17 protein-coding genes are annotated in these 21319 nt (G+C 51.1%); 12 read left to right on the top strand and 5 right to left on the bottom strand.

Annotated features, from left to right (window positions below):
• Positions 1-21: 21 nt before the first annotated feature.
• The 7 genes from putP to DRI82_RS10345 all read left to right on the top strand — a co-directional run bounded on the left by putP (position 22) and on the right by DRI82_RS10345 (position 7808).
• Positions 22-1506: a sodium/proline symporter PutP gene (gene putP, locus DRI82_RS10375; RefSeq protein ID WP_114193430.1), complete on the top strand. Its 1485-nt coding sequence runs from the start codon at positions 22-24 to the stop codon at positions 1504-1506.
• A 221-nt stretch (positions 1507-1727) separates the two neighbouring features.
• Positions 1728-2576: an iron uptake transporter permease EfeU gene (gene efeU, locus DRI82_RS10370; protein ID WP_114193429.1), complete on the top strand. Its 849-nt coding sequence runs from the start codon at positions 1728-1730 to the stop codon at positions 2574-2576.
• A 29-nt stretch (positions 2577-2605) separates the two neighbouring features.
• The gene (gene efeO, locus DRI82_RS10365) at positions 2606-3745 is read left to right on the top strand and encodes an iron uptake system protein EfeO (protein WP_114193428.1); all 1140 of its coding nucleotides are present in this window, start codon (positions 2606-2608) and stop codon (positions 3743-3745) included.
• 11 nt (positions 3746-3756) lie between these two features.
• Positions 3757-5058 carry an iron uptake transporter deferrochelatase/peroxidase subunit gene (gene efeB, locus DRI82_RS10360; protein WP_114193427.1) on the top strand — a complete coding sequence of 434 codons (1302 nt, stop codon included), beginning with the start codon at positions 3757-3759 and terminating at the stop codon, positions 5056-5058.
• A gap of 619 nt (positions 5059-5677) precedes the next feature.
• A complete protein-coding gene (phoH, locus tag DRI82_RS10355) occupies positions 5678-6466 on the top strand; it encodes a phosphate starvation-inducible protein PhoH (RefSeq protein WP_114193426.1) in 789 nt (262 codons plus the stop codon).
• Positions 6467-6982: 516 nt separating this feature from the next.
• Positions 6983-7291 carry a type II toxin-antitoxin system TacA family antitoxin gene (locus tag DRI82_RS10350; protein ID WP_114193686.1) on the top strand — a complete coding sequence of 103 codons (309 nt, stop codon included), beginning with the start codon at positions 6983-6985 and terminating at the stop codon, positions 7289-7291.
• Complete coding sequence (locus tag DRI82_RS10345; RefSeq protein ID WP_114193425.1) at positions 7272-7808, top strand: GNAT family N-acetyltransferase; 537 nt, start codon at positions 7272-7274, stop codon at positions 7806-7808. Before DRI82_RS10350 ends, DRI82_RS10345 begins: the two co-directional genes overlap by 20 nt.
• A 53-nt stretch (positions 7809-7861) precedes the next feature.
• On the opposite strand, the gene chaA is transcribed toward DRI82_RS10345, so the two are convergent.
• Complete coding sequence (chaA, locus tag DRI82_RS10340) at positions 7862-8962, bottom strand: sodium-potassium/proton antiporter ChaA (protein WP_114193684.1); 1101 nt, start codon at positions 8960-8962, stop codon at positions 7862-7864.
• 469 nt (positions 8963-9431) lie between these two features.
• Here chaA and chaB point away from each other — a divergent pair, with 469 nt between their 5' ends.
• The 5 genes from chaB (at position 9432) to cbl (ending at position 15266) form a co-directional block, all read left to right on the top strand.
• Positions 9432-9659, top strand: a complete 228-nt coding sequence (chaB, locus tag DRI82_RS10335) for a putative cation transport regulator ChaB (RefSeq protein ID WP_114193424.1) — start codon at positions 9432-9434, stop codon at positions 9657-9659.
• Positions 9660-10094: 435 nt separating this feature from the next.
• Positions 10095-10793, top strand: a complete 699-nt coding sequence (locus tag DRI82_RS10330) for a gamma-glutamylcyclotransferase (RefSeq protein WP_114193423.1) — start codon at positions 10095-10097, stop codon at positions 10791-10793.
• A 319-nt stretch (positions 10794-11112) separates the two neighbouring features.
• Positions 11113-12006, top strand: a complete 894-nt coding sequence (gene fhuD, locus DRI82_RS10325) for a Fe(3+)-hydroxamate ABC transporter substrate-binding protein FhuD (protein WP_114193422.1) — start codon at positions 11113-11115, stop codon at positions 12004-12006.
• Entirely contained in the window at positions 12003-13985 is a 1983-nt protein-coding gene (gene fhuB / locus DRI82_RS10320) for a Fe(3+)-hydroxamate ABC transporter permease FhuB (protein WP_114193421.1), read from the top strand. The genes fhuD and fhuB overlap by 4 nt, the downstream gene beginning before the upstream one ends.
• A 324-nt stretch (positions 13986-14309) precedes the next feature.
• The gene (gene cbl, locus DRI82_RS10315) at positions 14310-15266 is read left to right on the top strand and encodes an HTH-type transcriptional regulator Cbl (protein ID WP_114193420.1); all 957 of its coding nucleotides are present in this window, start codon (positions 14310-14312) and stop codon (positions 15264-15266) included.
• A 147-nt stretch (positions 15267-15413) separates the two neighbouring features.
• Here cbl and DRI82_RS10310 read toward each other — a convergent pair whose 3' ends face one another.
• From DRI82_RS10310 to DRI82_RS10295, 4 genes are all read right to left on the bottom strand, one after another.
• Positions 15414-16448, bottom strand: coding sequence for a DUF481 domain-containing protein (locus DRI82_RS10310; RefSeq protein WP_114193419.1), 1035 nt, complete (start codon positions 16446-16448; stop codon positions 15414-15416).
• Between the two features lie 418 nt (positions 16449-16866).
• A complete protein-coding gene (locus DRI82_RS10305; protein WP_114193418.1) occupies positions 16867-18402 on the bottom strand; it encodes a peptide MFS transporter in 1536 nt (511 codons plus the stop codon).
• A gap of 373 nt (positions 18403-18775) precedes the next feature.
• Positions 18776-19624, bottom strand: a complete 849-nt coding sequence (locus DRI82_RS10300) for a phosphate/phosphite/phosphonate ABC transporter substrate-binding protein (RefSeq protein WP_114193417.1) — start codon at positions 19622-19624, stop codon at positions 18776-18778.
• Entirely contained in the window at positions 19624-21165 is a 1542-nt protein-coding gene (locus tag DRI82_RS10295) for an HAL/PAL/TAL family ammonia-lyase (RefSeq protein WP_114193416.1), read from the bottom strand. The genes DRI82_RS10300 and DRI82_RS10295 overlap by 1 nt, the downstream gene beginning before the upstream one ends.
• Positions 21166-21319: the final 154 nt, after the last annotated feature.

Here is a 21319-nt window from a genome sequence, read left to right as displayed (position 1 = left end):
TAATGATTACGGAGAATTTGCATGACAATGAATACCCCTATGGTGGTGACATTCCTGGTTTATATCCTGGGAATGATCATTATCGGACTGATGGCCTACCGCGCCACCAATAATTTTGATGACTATATTCTTGGCGGACGGAGTCTGGGCAGCGTCGTTACTGCGCTTTCCGCAGGCGCTTCCGACATGAGTGGCTGGTTGCTGATGGGGTTACCCGGCGCTATTTTTCTCTCTGGGATCTCAGAAAGCTGGATCGCCATCGGCCTCACGCTGGGGGCCTATCTGAATTGGAAGCTGGTCGCAGGTCGATTGCGGGTGCATACCGAGGCCAACAATAACGCACTGACCCTGCCGGACTATTTCACCAGCCGTTTCGAAGATAACAGTAAAATGCTGCGTATCATCTCGGCGCTGGTGATCCTGGTCTTTTTCACTATCTATTGCGCGTCGGGGATCGTGGCGGGTGCACGGCTCTTTGAAAGCACATTCGGCATGAGTTATGGCACTGCGTTGTGGGCGGGTGCGGCGGCGACCATCGTCTATACCTTTATTGGTGGTTTTTTGGCCGTAAGTTGGACGGATACCGTTCAGGCTTCACTGATGATCTTTGCCCTGATTCTGACGCCAGTGATTGTGATCATGGCCGTAGGGGGAATCGATACGTCAATGCTGGTGATTGCTGACAAGAATCCGTCCTATGTCGATATGTTCAAAGGCATGAATCTGGTGGCAATTGTTTCATTGCTCGGTTGGGGATTAGGCTACTTTGGCCAGCCACATATTCTGGCGCGCTTTATGGCGGCAGATTCACACCGCACTATCCGTAGCGCACGCCGCATTAGCATGACGTGGATGATTCTCTGTCTGGCGGGCACTATTGCCGTCGGTTTCTTCGGCATTGCTTATTTCAGCAATAATCCCCATGAAGCGGCTGGCGTGACGGAAAATGGTGAACGGGTGTTTATCGAATTGGCGATGCTGCTGTTCAATCCGTGGATCGCTGGTGTGCTGCTGTCGGCCATTCTGGCCGCGGTAATGAGTACCCTGAGTTGCCAGTTATTGGTGTGTTCAAGCGCCATTACCGAAGATCTGTATAAAGCCTTTTTACGCAAGGGTGCCAGTCAGCGTGAGTTGGTGTGGGTAGGGCGAATCATGGTGCTGGTGGTGGCTCTCGTCTCTATTGCACTGGCGGCCAATCCGGAAAATCGCGTGCTGGGGCTGGTCAGTTATGCCTGGGCAGGCTTCGGCGCGGCATTTGGTCCGGTTATCCTGATGTCAGTCATGTGGTCGCGGATGACGCGCAATGGGGCACTGGCCGGAATGCTGGTGGGTGCCATTACCGTTATTGTCTGGAAACAGTACGCCTGGCTGGATCTGTATGAGATCATTCCTGGCTTCCTGTTTGGTACCGTCGCCATCGTCATCTTCAGCTTATTGGACCGCAAACCCTCAACGGCGATCCAACAGCGGTTTACTGCCGCAGAAGCTGAATTCAATACTCTGTAATTCTATTCAGCCGGAGAATACTCCGGCTGAAACTACCTCTCCAGATCAATTTCCCCGCAATTCTGAAATAACTCGCCACAGTTATTTGATCAATTTTCCGTGTTGAACCCTTGCAATTCTCTTTGCAAGAATGATAATCACTCTCGTTTTGTTTTACCTTTCTTTACAGACTTTGACGTAACTCTCTATTCATTTTAATAGGGCTCACTTGAGGTGACCGCATGTTTGTTCCATTTCTGATTATGTTCCGTGAGGGGCTTGAGGCTGCGCTCATCGTCAGCCTGATTGCCAGTTACCTGAAAAGGACGCAACGCGGCCAATGGCTGGGTGTGGTGTGGGTTGGGGTGATTCTGGCTGCCGCCCTTTGCCTGGGGCTGGGCATCTTTATCAATGAGACGACAGGCGAGTTCCCGCAGAAACAGCAAGAGTTTTTTGAAGGGATCGTCGCTGTTGTGGCGGTTTTCATCCTCACCTATATGGTGTTCTGGATGCGCAAAGTATCGAAATCCGTGAAAGTGCATCTTGAGGGGTCGATTGATCACGCACTCAACAAGGGCAAAGGACAAGGTTGGGCCCTGGTCGCCATGGTATTTTTCGCCGTAGCCCGTGAAGGTCTGGAGTCGGTATTCTTCCTGCTCGCCGCATTTCAGCAGGATGTTGGTATTGCCGCACCGATCGGTGCCGTATTGGGTCTTACCTGCGCCATCATCGTTGGTTTTGCTATCTATTGGGGCGGCATCAAACTGAACCTGGCCAGTTTCTTCAAATGGACCAGCCTGTTCATTCTCTTTGTGGCCGCCGGTTTGGCCGCGGGTGCGATCCGCGCTTTCCACGAGGCCGGTTTGTGGAATCATTTCCAGGACGTAGCCTTTGATTTGAGCAATGTTCTTTCTACCCATTCGTTATCCGGAACGCTGCTGGAAGGCATCTTTGGCTACCAGGAAGCCCCGACAGTCAGCGAAGTGGTTGTCTACTTTATCTATCTGATCCCCGCTTTGATTCTGTTTTCATTACCACAGAACAAACAGCCTGCACCGGCCATCTCGTCCGGTCAGAAAACGCAACGTTAATTCCTTTTCCTGGTCAGGGAGTACTATGAATGTCTGATTCACGCACACATTTCCGCCGTAAGGCGCTGCAGGCCGCCATGCTGTCTCTGCCTGCGCTGGCGCTGAGCGCCAATGTTCTCGCTGCCGATGTCCGTCAGGTAAAAGTGACCGTCAATGACAAGCAGTGTGAACCCATGCAATTGACCATTCCGGCGGGTAAAACACAATTCATCGTGCATAACACCAGTTCCAAAGGGTTGGAGTGGGAAATCCTGAAAGGGGTGATGGTTGTCGAGGAGCGTGAGAACATCGCGCCGGGCTTTACCCAGAAAATGACCGCCAATCTCGAACCGGGTGAATACGACATGACCTGCGGCCTGCTGAGCAACCCGAAAGGCAAGCTGACCGTCACTGCAGAAGGCGCGCAGCAATCAACCAAACCTGATGCCATGGCGCTGGTCGGCCCTATCGCTGAATACAAAGTCTACGTGACCAATGAAGTCAATGCGCTGGTCCTCCAAACCAAAGCGTTTACTGATGCGATTAAAAAAGGCGATCTGGCACAAGCGCGTAAACTCTATGCACCGACGCGCCAGCATTATGAGCGAATTGAACCTATTGCCGAATTGTTCTCCGATCTGGATGGCAGTATCGATGCCCGTGAAGATGACTACGAACAAAAAGCCGCCGATCCGAAATTCACGGGTTTCCATCGCCTTGAGAAAGTGTTGTTTGGTGATAACACCACCAAAGGCACTGAAGAATATTCCGACCGCCTGTATCAGGACACGCTGGATCTGCAAAAGCGTATCAGTGAGTTGACCTTCCCACCGAGCAAAGTGGTTGGCGGTGCCGCCGGACTGATAGAAGAAGTGGCCGCCAGCAAAATCAGTGGGGAAGAGGACCGCTACAGCCGTACCGACCTGTGGGACTTCCAGGCCAACGTTGATGGCGCGCAAAAGATCGTGAACCTGTTGCGTCCTCTGCTGGAAAAAGCCGATAAACCGCTGCTGGATAAAATCGACGGCAACTTTAAAAAGGTCGATGCGTTGCTGGCAAAATACCGCACCAAAGACGGTTACGAATCCTATGACAAACTGACCGACACCGATCGGAATGCAATGAAAGGCCCGATTACCGCACTGGCGGAAGATCTGGCGAAGTTGCGCGGCGTGTTGGGTCTGGACTGAGGCAGCAAGCAATGAGTAACAAGATCGGCCCGCACAGCGGGCTGCATCCTGATGAACAGGCTGCATCACCCTCCCGCCGTCGCTGGCTCAAGGGAATTGGGGTGATGAGTGGGGCGCTGGCCGTTGGCGGCGTGGCGGTGGTAAAAGCCGAAAAGCCGGTGTCAGCGCCGGGTACGCTATCTCCCGATGACCGCTGGAACAGCCAACCTTTTTATGGTCAGCATCAGGCCGGGATTTTAACCCCTCAGCAGGCGTCCGCAATGTTGGTGGCCTTTGACATCCTGGCAACTGACAAAGCCGATCTGCAACGTCTTTTCAGCGTGCTGACCGCGCGTATCGCTTTCCTGACCAGCGGGGGAAAAGCGCCGGAAGTGGATCCTAAATTACCACCGCTCGACTCAGGGCTGATGGGGCCGGAGATTTATCCGGATAATCTCACCATCACCGTTTCGGTGGGCGCGTCACTATTTGACGATCGTTTCGGTTTGCAAGCGCAGAAACCCTTGCGTCTCGAACGCATGACCCGTTTTCCCAATGACTCACTCGACGCCGCATTATGTCATGGCGATCTGCTGTTGCAGATTTGCGCCAATAACAGTGACACCGTCATTCACGCACTGCGCGATATTATCAAGCATACGCCGGATCTGCTGAGTGTGCGCTGGCGCAGGGAGGGCTTCATTTCCTCACATGCTGCGCGCAGTCGGGGCAAAGAGACGCCGATCAATTTGCTTGGTTTCAAAGACGGCACGGGCAATCCGGATACCCAGAATTCCTCATTAATGGATCATGTCGTGTGGGTGGGTGCCAATCAGGGTGAACCTGCGTGGGCGGTAAACGGCAGTTATCAGGTTGCCCGAATTATTCGTTTTCACGTTGAATTTTGGGATCGCACACCGTTGCAGGAACAACAAACCATTTTCGGTCGTGACAAACACAGTGGCGCGCCTTTAGGCATGAAGCTGGAACACGATGAACCTGACTACAGTAAAGATCCTCAGGGAAAAGTGATCCGCATGGATGCGCATATCCGTTTGGCAAATCCGCGTACGCCGCAAACGCAAAGTAGTTTGATGCTGCGCCGGGGTTACAGTTATTCACTCGGTGTCTCTAACTCAGGGCAACTGGAGATGGGATTGCTGTTCGTTTGTTACCAACATGACCTGGAAAAGGGCTTCATTACGGTGCAGAAGCGCCTAAATGGTGAAGCGCTGGAAGAGTATATCCGTCCGATTGGTGGGGGATATTTCTTTGCATTATCGGGCGTTGCTGATGCCAATCACTATCTTGGGCAATCTTTGCTGCAAGCCTGATCACATTTATTGCACTTTTATGACGAGCCATCAGCAGGTGGCTCGCTTTATGCTTAATGATACTCAGGAGCTACTGTAATTGCGGCGATGGGCAGTGTGAATGCGGTGAAAAAATAGACGAATGGGATTGGGAATAATCTTTTTTTACATTTTACTAACGCATTTATTAACACTGTCATTATACTGTAATTAGCTGGCGGTAGTTTCACACGGTGTACAGCCTGGTGCTGTAATATATCACTGCGAGGATCGCTAATGAGTGAATCCAGATTTGGTCTGGTACCAAAAAATAGTTGTCACTCTCCCTCTGAAAATGTTTATGAGGGTGATGTCCTCACCCCTCCAATTGTTGTTAACTCTCTCTCTTTGTCCCACTGGTTATCCACTCCTACGTTATCCGTTTTAAAGGATGGCGGCTTATTCTCAAATAGGACTCCATGCGAACAACAATTAACCAGACAGGTTTTTTCTGTCGGTCAATTCTCTGGTTCGCATTTTTCATTGGCTCCACAAGGTCTGAAAGGGGACCAACCTCATCTGTATGTGAATCCTGGATATTGTTAAATCGCTGATGGCCTAAAAACCCCGCGGTAGGTGAAACAAACTGTAAGGTGCCAAAATGGGAAGACAAAAAGCAGTGATCAAAGCTCGTCGTGAAGCGAAACGTGTGATTAGGCGTGATACGCGTAGTCATCGTCAACGTGAAGAAGAAACGGTCACCTCCCTGGTTCAAATGGGCGGTGTTGAATCCATCGGTATGGCACGTGATAGCCGTGATACCTCCCATATCGAAGCGCGAACGGAAGCTCAAGGTCATTACTTACTCGCCATAGAGAATAAACAACTCATCTTCGCGACAGGAGAAGCGGGTTGTGGCAAAACCTTTATTAGTACAGCCAAGGCAGCGGAGGCGTTAATTCATAAAGAGGTCGATAGGATAATTGTTACCCGCCCAGTATTGCAGGCCGATGAAGATCTCGGTTTCCTTCCTGGCGATGTGGCGGAAAAGTTTGCGCCGTATTTCCGCCCGGTCTATGACATTTTGCTGCGTCGTTTAGGCTCTTCATTCCTGCAATATTGCCTGCGACCAGAAATAGGTAAAGTAGAAATTGCACCTTTCGCTTATATGCGCGGGCGCACTTTTGAAAATGCGGTAGTGATTCTTGATGAGGCGCAGAATGTTACCGCCAGCCAAATGAAAATGTTCCTGACGCGATTGGGTGAAAACGTCACTGTTATTGTGAATGGCGATATAACCCAATGCGATCTACCCCGCGGAGTAAAATCGGGATTAAGTGATGCACTTGAACGCTTTAAGGAAGATGAGATGATCGGCATTATTCGTTTTAATAAAGACGACTGCGTGCGCTCGGTATTATGCCAACGTACGCTGAATGCCTATTCCTGATAGCCAACCGATAACCGTAATGAAGACAAAGGCCGCGAACGCGGCCTTTGCTTTATCTGATACCTGCCGCTGTGACCTTCTGGGCGTCTACGTGGCGCATTCCGTAGTTTACATCTCTTGGCGTACTTACCATGGAGTTTATCGTCAATGCAGTGCTGATTGTCTTCGCTGCGTATACAAAAAAAGTGGAACAAATTGACTGATAAAATCATAAGAGCAGGTGGTTCTCACCATACGGCTAATAGCCGTATGGCTTGACTAAGCATTCTCCTTAGAGTAGATTATGGTCATACGGTTGATAGCCGTATGCGGAATGAATGAGAAATGAACACCCGGTCGATTGGGAAACGGCCTAAATGAGATGGCGTAAGAAACACGCCCATGAGTATCAAAAAACTGGAGATTAACAATGAAATTTACCGCTAACGTATTCAATCTAAATAGATTTAGATGCATATTTTAACACTCATAGAAGGAGATGTTGGCAAATTAAAAAGCGAAAGCGAGGTAGTAACTATGTCTAAAGTAACTGAGTTTCCTACAGAAGTTCGGTGTGTAAAAAATGCCAGGGTTGAACTAAAAACGAGCCCCGACTTAAAAAATGTACTTCGTGAAGCGGCTGCTGCCACAGGATTAGATTTGAGTGCATTTATCTTGAATGCAGCTTTGGAACGAGCGGAAAGCGTGCTGGACAACCAGCGTCGCCGCCAGCTTTCTTCACAAAGTTGGCAGCAAGTAAATCAACTCCTTTCTGAACCTGCTACACCAACGCTGGCTTTACAAGCGTTAATGAGGAGAAAGAAAGATGGTGGATACACTAAGTGAGCAGCAACATGTAATGGTTTGTGCATATCAAGCAGATATCACTTACCCGGGTAATAAGAATTTCGATTGCGGCAACAGTGTGATCAACGCCTATGTGCGCGGTTCGCTAAAGAAGGGCGTAAAAGATGGTTATTGTGCAGCCAAGGCGTTGATTGATTCAAAATCGGGTGAGTTATTAGGCGTATGTACATTTTCTGGCTACTCTCTCGATAAGGCGAAGTTAGCGGGAGTGGTAACTGGTTCAGTGCCAAATGACATAAGTGTCGTTCGCCTGATTATGTTAGGCGTAGTCACGAAAGAACAGAAAAAAGGCTACGGACAAGATTTGCTCCTTGTGTTTTTTGAGCAAGTAAAACTTATCCATGAATCACTTCCTATTAAAGGGGTGTATCTGGATGCAGCTCCAGCGGCGGTTAATTTTTATGCCCGCTTGGGGTTTGTGGAACTTAATGAACCACCGAATGCTTATGGGGCGGTTCCAATGTTTCTGGCTATTCAGCACATCCTTGCTGCGTAGTCTGAGGCGGGAGTGATCCCGCCTACTACTCGATTATTATGAAAGGAAAAATATCACAGGAAAATCGTCAGGAGATAGGCGCCGAAAACAGCCAGATGCGCGGTGCCATTGAGCACGTTGGTTCTGCCGGTAGAGAACGAGATATGGCAGAGCATCAGCACGGTGAGCATTACCACCATATGCGGTGACTCAAGGCCGAATATCAGCGTCTGTCCGGTGAGCGTGGCAATCACTGTCACGGTAGGTACCGTCAGGGAAATCGTTGCTAACACCGAACCAAAAAACAGATTCATTGCGCGCTGAACCTGATTGTTCAAAACCGCTTTCATTGCCCCCAAACCTTCGGGTGACAAGATCAACAGTGCGACCAGGAAACCGGTAAACTGCGCAGGTGCGTTCATCTCGGTAAGCAGGCTTTCCAAGGGATTTGCATTAAATTTGGTCACCGCAATCACAGCCACCAAATGTACCAATAACCAGAGGGTATGCCAGAGGCTGCTATGTGAGGAGGGTTTGCCGTGATGCGGATCGTCGCCCTCATCTTCATGCTCATACACAAACAGACTCTGGTGGGTTTTGGTTTGAATCAACAAAAATACCCCATACATCGCTGCGGAAATCAATGCGACGACCAATGCCTGTGCCGTGGTGAAATTACCGTTCGGCAGCGCTGCCGGCAGAACCAGGACAATCACGGCCAAAGGGAAAATAGCCATTAAATACTGTTTGATCCCAGCGAGATTCACGTATTGCGTGGCAAATTTTCTCCCGCCCAACAGCAAAGCCACACCGACCAGTCCGGCAGAGACAATCATAATGATCGAATACAGCGTATCGCGCATCAGTGCTGGTGCGGCGTCACCCGTTGCCATCAGGGCAGAAATCAGGCTGACTTCAAGTATCACCACCGACAGGCTCAGAATCAGGGAGCCGTAGGGCTCACCCAGGCGATGTGCCAGCACGTCGGCATGGCGGACAACGCTGAATGCGCTGCTGAGAATACCCACCAAGGCCAATAGATTGATGGCAATAATGGCGGGGAAATTGCTGGTGTTACCCCAGATGATCAATACACCAAGGGCGATAATAGGTAAAAATAGTGAGTATTCTTTATGACGGGACTTGGAACCGCCTGGTTCCTGATGAGACTTTATAATGGTCATTCTCCTTCTAAAACTCACGAATTCTTCGCGAAAAGAGAGCTGCACTGAGTGATAACGGGTGCAGTCACATGGCGCTAAGTATAGTATTTCCTTGCAAAATAGGGGCTACATTAGCAAATTTTTCATGTTGACACGTTGTCAATTTACTTATTTTTACCATATAGCGCGATTTTGCTCATAACATTGGACATAAAAATTTGCTATGTCATCCAGGATGTGGTTCGTTTTGCTCATTGTTGGCTATTCTATTTGTCGCTTTTCATTGATATTTAATGTTTAAAAATCATAAATATCAACTTATGAGGCTTAGATTTGTATAACAATAAATATGAGGTATTTCCCTGTGTTATAACGGGTTTTTTACTCGGATAAACGTCCTCATTTTATGGCGGCTGATGGCATGTTGTTCTAGGCTTATTTATACGTTGTGAGCTCAAAATCTGGGACAGGAGATGAGAACATGCCTTATAAATCGCGTGCGTCGTTACCCGATAACGTAAAGAATGTGCTTCCTGCCCACGCGCAGGATATCTATAAGGAAGCCTTCAACAGCGCGTGGGACGAATATAAAGACAGCGACGATCGACGTGGGGACGATTCCCGCGAAGAGACTGCCCATAAAGTTGCCTGGGCGGCGGTTAAGCACACTTATAAGAAAGGGGAGGATGACAAATGGCACCCGAAGTAGGGGCCTGATTTCCACCTTAACGCGTCAGTATCAAAATGCGATCCACATTGACCTCTCCCCGGCGGGTAAATCCCGCCGCCTGTTCTCATGCAATAGCTTTTTAATGAGCTATCACCCACTCTTCCATGTGTCGCAGAAGGGGGATTGTAATTATTTCCCGATCCTCACCTTGCCTATTTTCGTGCTGAAAGCTCTTTGAACGAGTCTAATTTTTTAGAAACTTGTCAAATATTGGTAATATTTTGTTTTGTGATCCACTTCAAACTTGATTGCAAGCCCAGAAACGAATAATGTTTAATCTATCAACGTGGTCAATGTAAGGATTTTGAAACCCTCATTGAATCTATCATTTTTGTGAATATTTTTTGAAGACATTATGGTTCTTTAGTTCGCGTCAGGGAGTTATATCCAGCGACTTATTGGGGGTAGTTACAGGTGATAACACGAGATTTTCTGCAAAATGCAGATTGCAAAACAGCTTTTGGTACCATTGAAGAGTCGCTGTTATTGTCACCTGAGCAACGTTCTGCGTCACTTGACTGCACGTTGCGACGTCGACCAGACAACAGTCCAGTATGGATCTTTGGTTACGGTTCCCTGATGTGGAATCCGGTTTTTGATTCAGAAGAAGTGCAGCCTGCCACACTGTTTGGTTGGCACCGCGCATTTTGTTTGCGGCTGACCGCCGGGCGTGGAACGCACAGCCAACCGGGGCGCATGCTGGCGCTGAAAGAGGGCGGAAAAACCACCGGTCTGGCCTTTCGTCTGCCGGAAGAAAAGTTGCGTGAAGAGCTGGAACTGCTGTGGAAGCGCGAAATGCTGACCGGTTGCTATGTGCCTACCTGGTGCGAGCTCACGCTGGTGTCGGGGCAACAGGTGACGGCGTTGGTCTTTATCATGGATTCCGCACACCCCTTATTTGAAGCTGATACCCGTTATCAGGTGATTGCCCCGTTGATCGCCAATGCCAGTGGCCCGTTGGGTACCAACGCCCAATATCTGTTTGCGCTGGAGCAGGAGCTGCGAAACCATGGTATGCAGGATGATTGCCTGCATGAATTGGTTGATCAGGTGCGTCTTTTACAAAAGGCAGCCAACGCTGATAATTGCGACCCCGATAGCCAGGCACGCTGAGGCCCTTTACGTCGTTATCGCGTCAGGATAACCCTTGCCTGACGCGATAAAATGTTCCTGGCTGCTGTCACTGCATTCAAGATCATCCTTTCTGTTCCGTCAATATGCTGATTTCTTTCCCTTATCCCGCATTTTCCCAGCAAAATTGGTTGCAGTCGGATTGCGCATCCGCATAATAGGCAACACGAGTCAGAATGATAATTATTAATATTCTTGCATTGATTGGAAGCACGCCAACTCGGCTGTGACAAACGATCGTTGCCTATGGGAAAATTTTGTTCGCATCAATAATGCGACCACGCCAGAGCTCATTATCACCATGTTTACACCGCCTTTGGATCACCGCCGCCGCCGAATGTTACAGGCGTTGGTACTGTCACCGTTGTGGTTCCCCTTGATAAGCCACAGCAATGTGCCTCCCGATTTGCGCCGGATCATCTCTTTGGAATGGCGACCTACCGAGCTGTTGCTGGCGCTTGGCGTTGTCCCGCTGGCGGTGGCAGATATCCCGAATTACCATCGTTGGGTTGCAGAACCGGCGTTGCCTTCGACGGTCATTGACGTCGGCCATCGGATTGAACCCAATATTGAATTGATGCAGCAACTGAATCCTTCCTTGTTTTTACTCTCCAAAGGGTTTGGGCCGAGTGCTGCGTCGCTGTCCGTTTTGGCACCGACCATGAGCTTTAGTTTCAACGATGGCAGTGGCAAACCGCTGGAAACTGCCCGTCAGGCGGTAAGGGATTTGGCGGAGCGGCTGGGGTTACAGGCGCAGGCGCAACGGCATTTGCAGGAGTTTGATACGCTGCTATCTGAAACGGCCAGCCGGGTACGGGGTGAGGCAAAGGAGCCGGTACTGCTTTTCTCGCTGATCGACAGCCGTAGGGCATTGGTGATGGGCAAGGGGAGCCTGTTTGATGACGTGCTGCGGATGATGCAGATAGAAAATGCCTGGCAGGGTGAGACCAATTTTTGGGGGAGCAGTGTGGTAGGGATTGAGCGATTGGCTGAAATCCCGCACGCCCGTGCACTCTATTTCGATCATGGTGATCAATTGCTGAATGTTGCTGTGCGATCTCCGTTGTGGCAAGTGATCCCTTTTGTGCGCGAGAATAAATTGCAGACGTTGCCTGCCGTATGGTTTTACGGCGCTACGTTGTCAACCATGCGTTTCTGCCGCCTGTTGGAACAGGCTCTGGGGCGCGGACAATGAACCGCATTGCGCCACTTCCTTTACTCCTAATCTCTACGCTGACTTTGCTGGCCTGTGGAATGACGCTGTGGAATTTTACCCAGCAACTGTTACCCGGCGACTGGTTCCAGGCGGCATTCTCCCCGCAGGTAACGGATATAAACCAAATGCTGTTCCATTTCAGCCTGTTGCCGCGCACGGTAGTGTCATTGTTGGTGGGTGCAGGGCTTGGGCTGGTGGGTGTTATGTTCCAACAGGTTTTACGCAATCCCCTGGCAGAACCCACTACGTTGGGGATTTCAGCCGGTGCGCAACTTGGTTTGACCATTGCCATTTTGTGGACCTTGCCTGGCGGTGAACTGACCCGGCAATTGGCATCGTTGGTGGGTGCGGTCATCGTAGGAGCCGTGGTATTTGGGGTCTCCTGGGGCAAGCGCCTGTCACCGGTTACCCTGATTCTTGCGGGGCTGGTGCTTGGCATGTATTGCGGTGCCATCAAGAGCCTGCTGGCGCTTTTCAACTACGAGCGATTGCAGGGACTGTTCCTGTGGAGCAGCGGGATGCTGAATCAACAGGATTGGTCGACCGTTAATCTGTTGCTGCCACGATTACTGATCGGTTTTCTGCTCGCGCTGTTGCTAATCCGCCCCTTGACGTTGCTGGGGCTGGACGATGGCGTGGCACGCAATCTGGGGTTGGGTCTCAGCATCGCCAGACTGGCTACGTTGGGATTGGCGGTTTTGATCAGTGCGCAATTGGTGAATGCTGCCGGTATTATTGGTTTCATTGGTCTTTTTGCCCCGTTGCTGGCGAAAATGCTGGGAGCACGCCGTTTGCTGCCGCGTATGCTGCTCTCAACCTTATTGGGTGCATTGCTGCTGTGGCTAAGCGATCAGAGCATGATTCTGTTGACCCGACTCTGGCGGGAAATACCTACCGGTGCGGCAACGGCGCTCATCGGTGCACCGCTGCTGCTGTGGCTGTTGCCGCGTTTGCGCAGTGGGGCAAAACCGTCGTCAATGCATTCGCCCGCGACGCTGAATGAACGCACGTTGACCCCCGCGTGGCTTCTCGGCGTATTTGCTGTTCTGTTGGTTGGCATCGCGCTGGCATTGATGCTTGGGCGGGATAGCGAAGGGTGGCGCTGGGTAACCGGTGACGCACTCAATGGTTTGCTGCCGTGGCGTTGGCCGCGCGCGCTGGCGGCACTTTCTGCCGGAGCGATGCTGGCTGCGGCTGGAACATTGGTGCAGAAACTGACCGGGAATCCGATGGCCAGTCCAGAAGTGCTGGGCATCAGTTCCGGCGCGGCTTTTGGTGTGATTTTGCTGCTGCTGATTATACCGGGCGATGCCTTTGTCTGGCTTCTGCCAGCGGGGAGTCTGGGGGCGGCGTTGACCCTGCTGGCGATTACGTTGCTGGCAGGGCGAAGTGGTTTTTCGACCGGACGATTACTGCTGGTGGGTATTGCACTCAGCACGCTGTTTGGTACGGTCATCACTCTTTTGTTGGCGAGTGGCGATCCGCGCATGGGCGGTGTTTTGACCTGGTTGGCTGGATCAACCTACAGCGTTACTGCCGGGCAGGCGCTAAGAACGGCGGCGATCGCCATTGTATTGCTGCTATTGGCCCCATTTTGCCGCCGTTGGTTGAGCATATTGCCCCTGGGAAGTACCACCGCCCGCGCGGTGGGTGTGGCGCTGACACCCTCTCGGCTGGCCATTCTGCTTTTGGCTGCGATGCTCATTGCGGCAGCAACGCTTAACGTCGGTCCGCTGAGTTTCGTTGGGCTGATGGCACCGCACATTGCCAGAATGCTCGGGTTTCACCGGCCTATCCCGCAACTGGTCATTGCGAGCCTGTGCGGCGGAATGCTGATGTTATTTGCTGACTGGTGTGGCCGCGTCCTGATCTTTCCTTATCAGATTCCTGCCGGATTATTGGCGACGTTCTTTGGCGCACCTTACTTCATCTATTTGTTACGTAAACAGGTGAAGTAATGATTTGGCGGCTGCGTCCTGCCACCAAACCGGCGTTCCTAAAAACGGCATAACGGGAAATTCGTTATATCCGTTCTCTATATTTAATAACCTGATAACAATTCAGCGCGGCATCAATCGGCGCAGTTGATGCTACGCCTGTGGATGACTTTGCTTTAACATAATGAATAATAAGGTTTAATTTTTATTTTTAACGTTGTGGGAAAGTTGAAGATATTTCATAGTGTTAAAAAGAATAACTAAATAGATTTTCTTATTTGTCGCCCCCGTTGTTCCTCCGTATGAATATCGTTATTCAAATTAGAGAGATAGGGGAGGCAAAGCGTGAACTTTCAACAGCTAAAAATTATACGGGAGTCAGCCCGCTGTAAATTTAACCTGACGGAAGTGGCCAATACGCTGTTTACCTCGCAGTCGGGTGTCAGTCGCCATATTCGTGAGTTGGAAGAAGAACTGGGAATTGAGATTTTTATCCGTCGCGGCAAGCGCCTTCTCGGGATGACCGAACCCGGTAAGGAGTTGCTGGTTGTGGCAGAGCGAATACTCAATGATGCGGGAAACATCCGTCGTCTGGGCGATGTATTCAGCAGTACCGACAGCGGGCAATTGCATATTGCTACGACCCATACGCAAGCGCGTTACAGCTTGCCAAGAGTGATCAAAGAGTTCCGCGCACTCTATCCCCGGGTACGTCTGATCCTTAATCAGGGTAATCCGGAAGAAATTGCCGCCATGTTGCACTCGGGTGAAGCCGATATCGGCATTGCCAGCGAACGGTTGTTTAATGACGATTCGGTGGCGGCTTTCCCCTATTATCGATGGCATCATTCGGTGGTGGTTCCCCAAGGGCATCCATTGACCACGCAGAAAGAGATCACGCTGGAAACACTCAGCACGCTGCCCCTCATTACCTACCGTAAGGGCATCACTGGCCGTTCCCGGGTTGACAATGCGTTCCAGGTCGCGGGCTTGGCGCCTGAAATTGCCCTCAGTGCGCAAGATTCCGATGTGATTAAAACCTACGTTGAGCTGGGGTTGGGAGTCGGCATTCTGGCTGATGTGTCGCAAGATACCCAGCGCGACCAAGGGTTGGTGTATCTCAATGCGGAACATCTGTTTGAAGCCAACACGGTTTGGCTCGGGTTGAAACGCAGTCAGTTACAACGTAACTATGCCTGGCAGTTTATTCAGTTATGTAATCCAACGTTGACGCTGGCTGAAATCAAGGACAAGGTCTTTTCCGAGCAGATTGATCAACAGGTGCTCGACTACCAGATTTAAATCTGCACCTACGCCAAACTCTCTCTTGATTCGCCGGTGTAATAACCAAAATCTCCGGCTCATTGCCAAATAAACGTTCGCGCAGCGGATCCACTCGCGGCGGGCTAAGACCATGATCGGACGCATTTCTGCGTCCGATCCAACCCATTACCAGCCAACACCCACACCCATGGTGTACAGCGTGTCATCAATACTGCCGTTTTCACTGATTACGCGGTCTCTGGTGACTTTCATGTTCATTGATGCCCAATCGGTCAGCTTGTAGCGCAGCCCCAATTCAGCATCCAAATCCATTGATGACGTTTCATCAAAGGAGCGGCTGATGGAACCGTTGGTGAACACCTGTACGGTCTTGGCCCAGACATATTTGTTGTAGGCCCATTTGCCCCCGAAGGTATAGAAGTTCTCACGTTCCAAATTATCTTCGCGGTAGGTATAACTCTGACGGCTAATCAGGCTGGTAAGGGAGAATGCACCCAATTCATCGTCCCAGAACTGGTAACCCGGACCGACACCGTAGCTCTGGTTAACTTTGATCTCTTCGATCCAGTCATGTTTGTAGGTCGCAGAACCCTGAATAAACAGTTGCGAGCTAACGAATTTATCCAGCGCATAGCCCGCGTTATAATTATTGGTACTTACGATGCCATCATCTTTCTCATAATGGTAATCGCCTTTCAGGTTATGCCGCAGCGTGCCATGACGGGCATTGGTATTGACGCTGACGTCATAGTTATCCGTTTGGGTGCTGCTGTCTTTATGCGACAGGCCGACGTCAATATTCCCCCTCCAGCTAAAGTCGCGAATCATCGGCTTGGGAACCATGACCGCACTGATACTGCTCAGTGGCATGCTGCGATCTACCCCATCCTTGTGGACAATAACTTCACCAATGTTCCCGGGCTTTACATTGGCAAACATTTCGCTGTCTTTATATTTTTCCTGACTGACAATTAAACTTTTCTCGGTCTGAAACGTTTTTACTTTGCTCCAATCAAGAGAGATCGTGCCTGCGTAATCCGTCTTAACAAAAAGTTTATTATTATCCAGAAGTGTCACCGTGCCCGTAACCTTGTCACCATTGAGCAACCAAACGGTGTCAGCCAAGGCATGTGAACTATAAGCGGCTGCGGTAAAAAGAAGTAAATAAGTGGGAGAAATCAAAGATTTTACGTATGTCATGTTTTAAACGTGTAGGTGCAATAGCTGCAACACCCGCTCTCGCTAAGTTGGTTGTTAAAGATAGGTTTTGGCCTGCCTGGCCTGAAAAGGCTCTGCACATTAACAGGAAATATGAAAAGCCACTAGCGATATTCTCGGTGAATATTTTAAAGGTCTATTACCGCAGATTTACCCATATTTGTGAGTATATAGCGATGGCGTAAATAGAATTTCGAAAAATCAGATTGGTTATTTATTAGGCGATAATGTTTATATTTAGTGACTAATTTATGTTCGGAATTATATTAGTTTTATTCATAAAAAGCGGGGCCTGCCCTAATGCCTGCACAGCGAGCGGTATTACGCACATGGGGGAGTTTTCAGGGGCAAAATGTACGGGTCGGAATTCTTCGAAACAGAATGTCCGACCCGTGATTTTTTACGCGTTGGCGTTGTTGTCGCCAGTATTGCTCATCATCCGACGAATAGGGATGATCAACAGCGAGAGCACGACCGCACAAATCACCAGCGCGATTGAGCAGCGGGCAAACAGTTCAGGCAGACTTTCCAATTGGTCAGCTTTAACGTGTCCACCGATCAAACCAGCGGCCAGATTACCCAGCGAACTGGCGCAGAACCACAATCCCATCACCTGACCACGCAGCTTGGCGGGAGCGAGCAAGGTCATGGTTGCCAACCCGATGGGGCTGAGGCAAAGCTCACCCAGCGTCAGCATCAATATACTTCCTACCAGCCACATGGGGGATACGCCTGCGTTGGTGGCGAGAACGTGCTGGGAAGCGATCATCATCAGGCCAAAACCCAATGCAGCAAACAGAATACCAATGACGAATTTGGTGATGCTGCTCAATTCGACTTTATTGCGTGCCAGAGCAGGCCACAACCAGCTAAAGATCGGTGCCAGGATAATGATAAACAGGGCGTTGATCGACTGGAACCAGACGGTGGGAATTTCAAACCCACCCAGCATACGGTCAGTATAATCGTTGGCAAACAGGTTGAATGACGTAGGTTTTTGTTCGAAAGCAGACCAGAAGAAGGCAGCCGAAACCAGCAAAATGAAGCAGACCAGTACCCGTGCCCGTTCATCTTTGGTCAGTCCGGCAAACGCAAACAGGTAAACAAAATAGAGCGTCACTGAAGCCGCAATGACATAAACCAATGTGCTGGCAACCAGTACCGGCTTGATCACGATGACACCGGCCATTACCAGTCCACAGATCGCGACAATCAGCGCGGCAACGGCTGTCACCCAAAGTCCGACATTCTTGCGCACGACCATCGGGCTGTTCCAGCTGGAATCCAGGCCGAATTCGCGGTCATAACGTTTCATGGAAGGGACTGCGTAGAAACGGAAAATCAGCAGCGCAACCAGCATACCGATTCCACCAATGCCAAAACCCCAGTGCCAACCGTGGGAACGAACCAGCCAGCCGGAGATCAGGGGCGCAATGAATGACCCCATGTTGATCCCCATGTAAAACAGGGAGAAACCGCCATCACGGCGCGCATCGCCTTCTTTATAGAGCGTACCGACCATGACCGATATACAGGTTTTGAACAGACCCGAGCCCAGCACAATCAGCACTAAGCCGATAAAAAACAGGCTGTTGCCCATGATGGCGGACAACGCGATAGATAAGTGGCCAAGCGCAATCAAGATCGACCCGTACCAGACGGCACGTTGCTGCCCGAGCCAGTTGTCGGCCAGCCAACCACCGGGGAGGGCGGCCAAATACATCGAACCAGCAAATATCCCCACAATGGCTGACGCATTCTCTCGCGCCAGTCCCATTCCCCCGTCATAAACCGTCGCGGCCATGAACAGAATCAGCAGGGGGCGGATACCGTAGAAGGAGAATCGCTCCCACATTTCGGTAAAGAACAGGGCACTGAGTGGATAAGGGTGGCCGAAGAAAGTTCGGCCTTCTGTGTGTGTGGCAGAGGATGACATGTTGAACCCCGTTAAATGGTTTATTCAAATTAGACGTGAAACTGCGGGTAACAGCAGAAGTCACGTAAAAAAAGGATTTCTCACGACAAAGCCCCTGATTTTATGACGTATTTGACATACGAATATGGAGCGTAACTGGACAGTTTTATGACATTTATCACCCCTAAAGTCTACAAAAATCGCATTGCACAGAGTCTTGATCTGTTCATCCTTCTGAATGTGACATGGGGAATTTTCTGAGTATACGAGAGATTGATCTCATCTGATGGAGAGTATAACCAACATCAACCTGTTAATTCATAAGACATATTTATGTATTTTCGGATTATGCAGGGACGACAGGCAATTTTGAGTAGGGTTTCAATAAAATGCATCACGCCAGATGCGAATATCCTTGTTGGCATGCATTATCTGCGCGTTGCGCCAGAACCTGATAATCGACAGGATCGGGAATGATAAATCCTTTGAGCAGTAACGCATTCAGCAAATTGGCGACGCGGGGATCGTGCTCAAGACTGAGAAATATCTGTTGCAGCGCCGTGCGTTTTTCAGGGGGTAATGTCGCCGCCGAGACCAGCAAAGGCATCGGGGCGGATGCGGTGCTGTCAATAACGCGTACTTGCCGCATGAGTTCAGGCTCATAGCGCGACAAAAGTTCAAACGCGTAGCCATCAACGGGCCCGATATCCGCTGAACCGCTGACGATGGCCTCAACCACCCGCCGGGGGGTGATCAGGGGGCCGAGGGCAGTGGCGTAAAGCTGATGTTTTCCGGTTGCAAGGAAAGGCAGCAAGTGGTGGCGTAATGCGCTGTAACCGGAATGGGATTCTGGATTGGTAAATGCCAGACGGTGGCCAAACGTCTCTTCGAGGCGTTGGAAGGGGGAATCCTGCGCGACGATTAAACGGCTGCGATAAGTGCCTGCCCCCTCGCCCAGCGAATGCAACGGCACAGGAGCCACCAAAGGCGCGACGGGAAATAGGCCCAGTGAAAAGGGCAGTCCGCACATGAAAACGCAACCGAGATCGGCACGCTGCCACAGGGCTTCCAGAGGCGCGGGTGCGGGATAATCAATCACTTCGCCACCCATTTTCGCCCGCAGTAGTACCTCCTGCAACAGTGCCTTCCACGCGGCAGCAGCTTCTGGCGTCACCGAATACATGCGGGCATTGGCAATCATGCGTAACGTAATATCGTCGACAGGTTTGGGTGCCGGGCGCATCAGCCAATCTCCAGCAGGCGTTCACCCGCGGTCAGCCAGTCTGGCGAAGCAGTGGCCTCAGCCAGGCGCTGAATGTCGGCAGCACTGGATCGATCCTCATCCAGCGGGGCGACCAGGTTGCGTATCCGCTGATGAATGACTGTGCTCCCTCTCCCGAGCGTGATTTCACCGCGCAGATCCACCGCCTGCGCGGCAACCAGCAGTTCAATGGCAACCAGATAACGCAGGCTATCGACCAGCCGGGACGTTTTGGTCACGACGGCCATCGCTTGCGAAGCGTAATCCTCAACCCGATCGGCGACCGGCACAGTAATTGCTGACATGGGGTTGGCATGATGCACAATGTCGCTGGTCAATGCCGAAATGGTTTTTTGCAGGGTGGCAAAACCGGTTTGTCCGACATGAGGGGTCAGAAAGCGCGGCAAGCCGCTGGCGCTGCCTGACATCAATTTCATGATGCGTTCGGCGGTGCAACTGGCCTGACGGGCCAACGCCAGCCCCAGGGACTCGAAAGACAGCGCCAGATGGGTACCGTCAAAATTCGCATTGGCCAAAACCAGATTGGCCTCGGGGAGAAGTGCGGGGTTGTCATCGGCGCTGTTCAGTTCCAGTTCTGTGGCCTGCCGCGCGGCAATGAATGCCTGACGCACGCTGGCGAGCACCGAGGCTGCGCAGCGAAAACTGAGCGGATCCTGTAACTGGCGTGCGCCCTCAGGCTGGCACAGCGCGCCCTCCTCAAGTAGACCAAGGAGATGGGCCGTCGTTTCAGCACTGCCTGGAACGGCGCGGATCCGGCTTACCCACGGCGAGAGGGGGGAGATATTGGCGCGAAATGCTTCAAATGACAGCGCGATGGCTCCCGATTGCGCGTTGATCAGTTGCGCTACGTCAGCCAACACCAGCGCCGCCATCCCGACGCTGGCCGCATTCGATGAAACCAGGGCGAGTCCGTCTTTGCCGGTCAGCGTAGGTAACCTGAAATCAATTTTTTCTGACAGCGCAGCCATTGAATAGCGTTCACCCTGATATTCCGCCTCACCGTTGCCCGCCAGCACCTGCCCGATGTGCGCCAGCGGGGCCAGATCGGCTTCCCCGATTGATCCTATAAGTGGTACCAGAGGATGAATGCCCTGATTGAGCAGCGCAAGCAGCGCCTGCGCAGTAGGTAATGAAATCCCTGAGCACCCTTCGGCAATACCGGCCAGCCGCGCAGCCATCATGGCCCTGACCTGTTCACGGCTGGCGAGTTGACCGACACCTACCGCCCGCGCCAACGGAATACGTTGCTGGATCTGGTGCAGGCGAGAGGGATCACATTGACCATCAGTGGTCGTCAGCACCGACGTATCGACGCCAGCACCCAGACCGGTAGTGACCCCGTAGATCTGCTCCCCGGCATCAATACGCTGATACAGAAAGGTGAAGCTGTCCTGTATGCCATCCTCAACAGACGCGCTGAATTCCATCGTATCGCCATGACGCGCCACAGCAAGAATGCTCGCTATCGTCAGCGGATTTCCGTCGCCAATTATAAAGGTCATAAATAGGTGCTCGCTTAAAATCTGACGCACAAAGGGTGCATTGCTCTCTCTTTGTGCAGGGGCAAAGGGAATTAGAGCAAAAACAGGAGAATGGGCGAAATTCGTTTTGGTGCTAACTCATAACCAAATCTCTGGTCGACTTTGGATCTGATTA

Origin of the sequence: Edaphovirga cremea, from assembly GCF_003332275.1 — a bacterium.
In the GTDB taxonomy this organism is placed as follows: domain Bacteria; phylum Pseudomonadota; class Gammaproteobacteria; order Enterobacterales; family Enterobacteriaceae; genus Edaphovirga; species Edaphovirga cremea.
The sequence above is the reverse complement of the archived record's forward strand: the minus strand, read 5'-3'. Positions and strand labels throughout refer to the sequence as shown.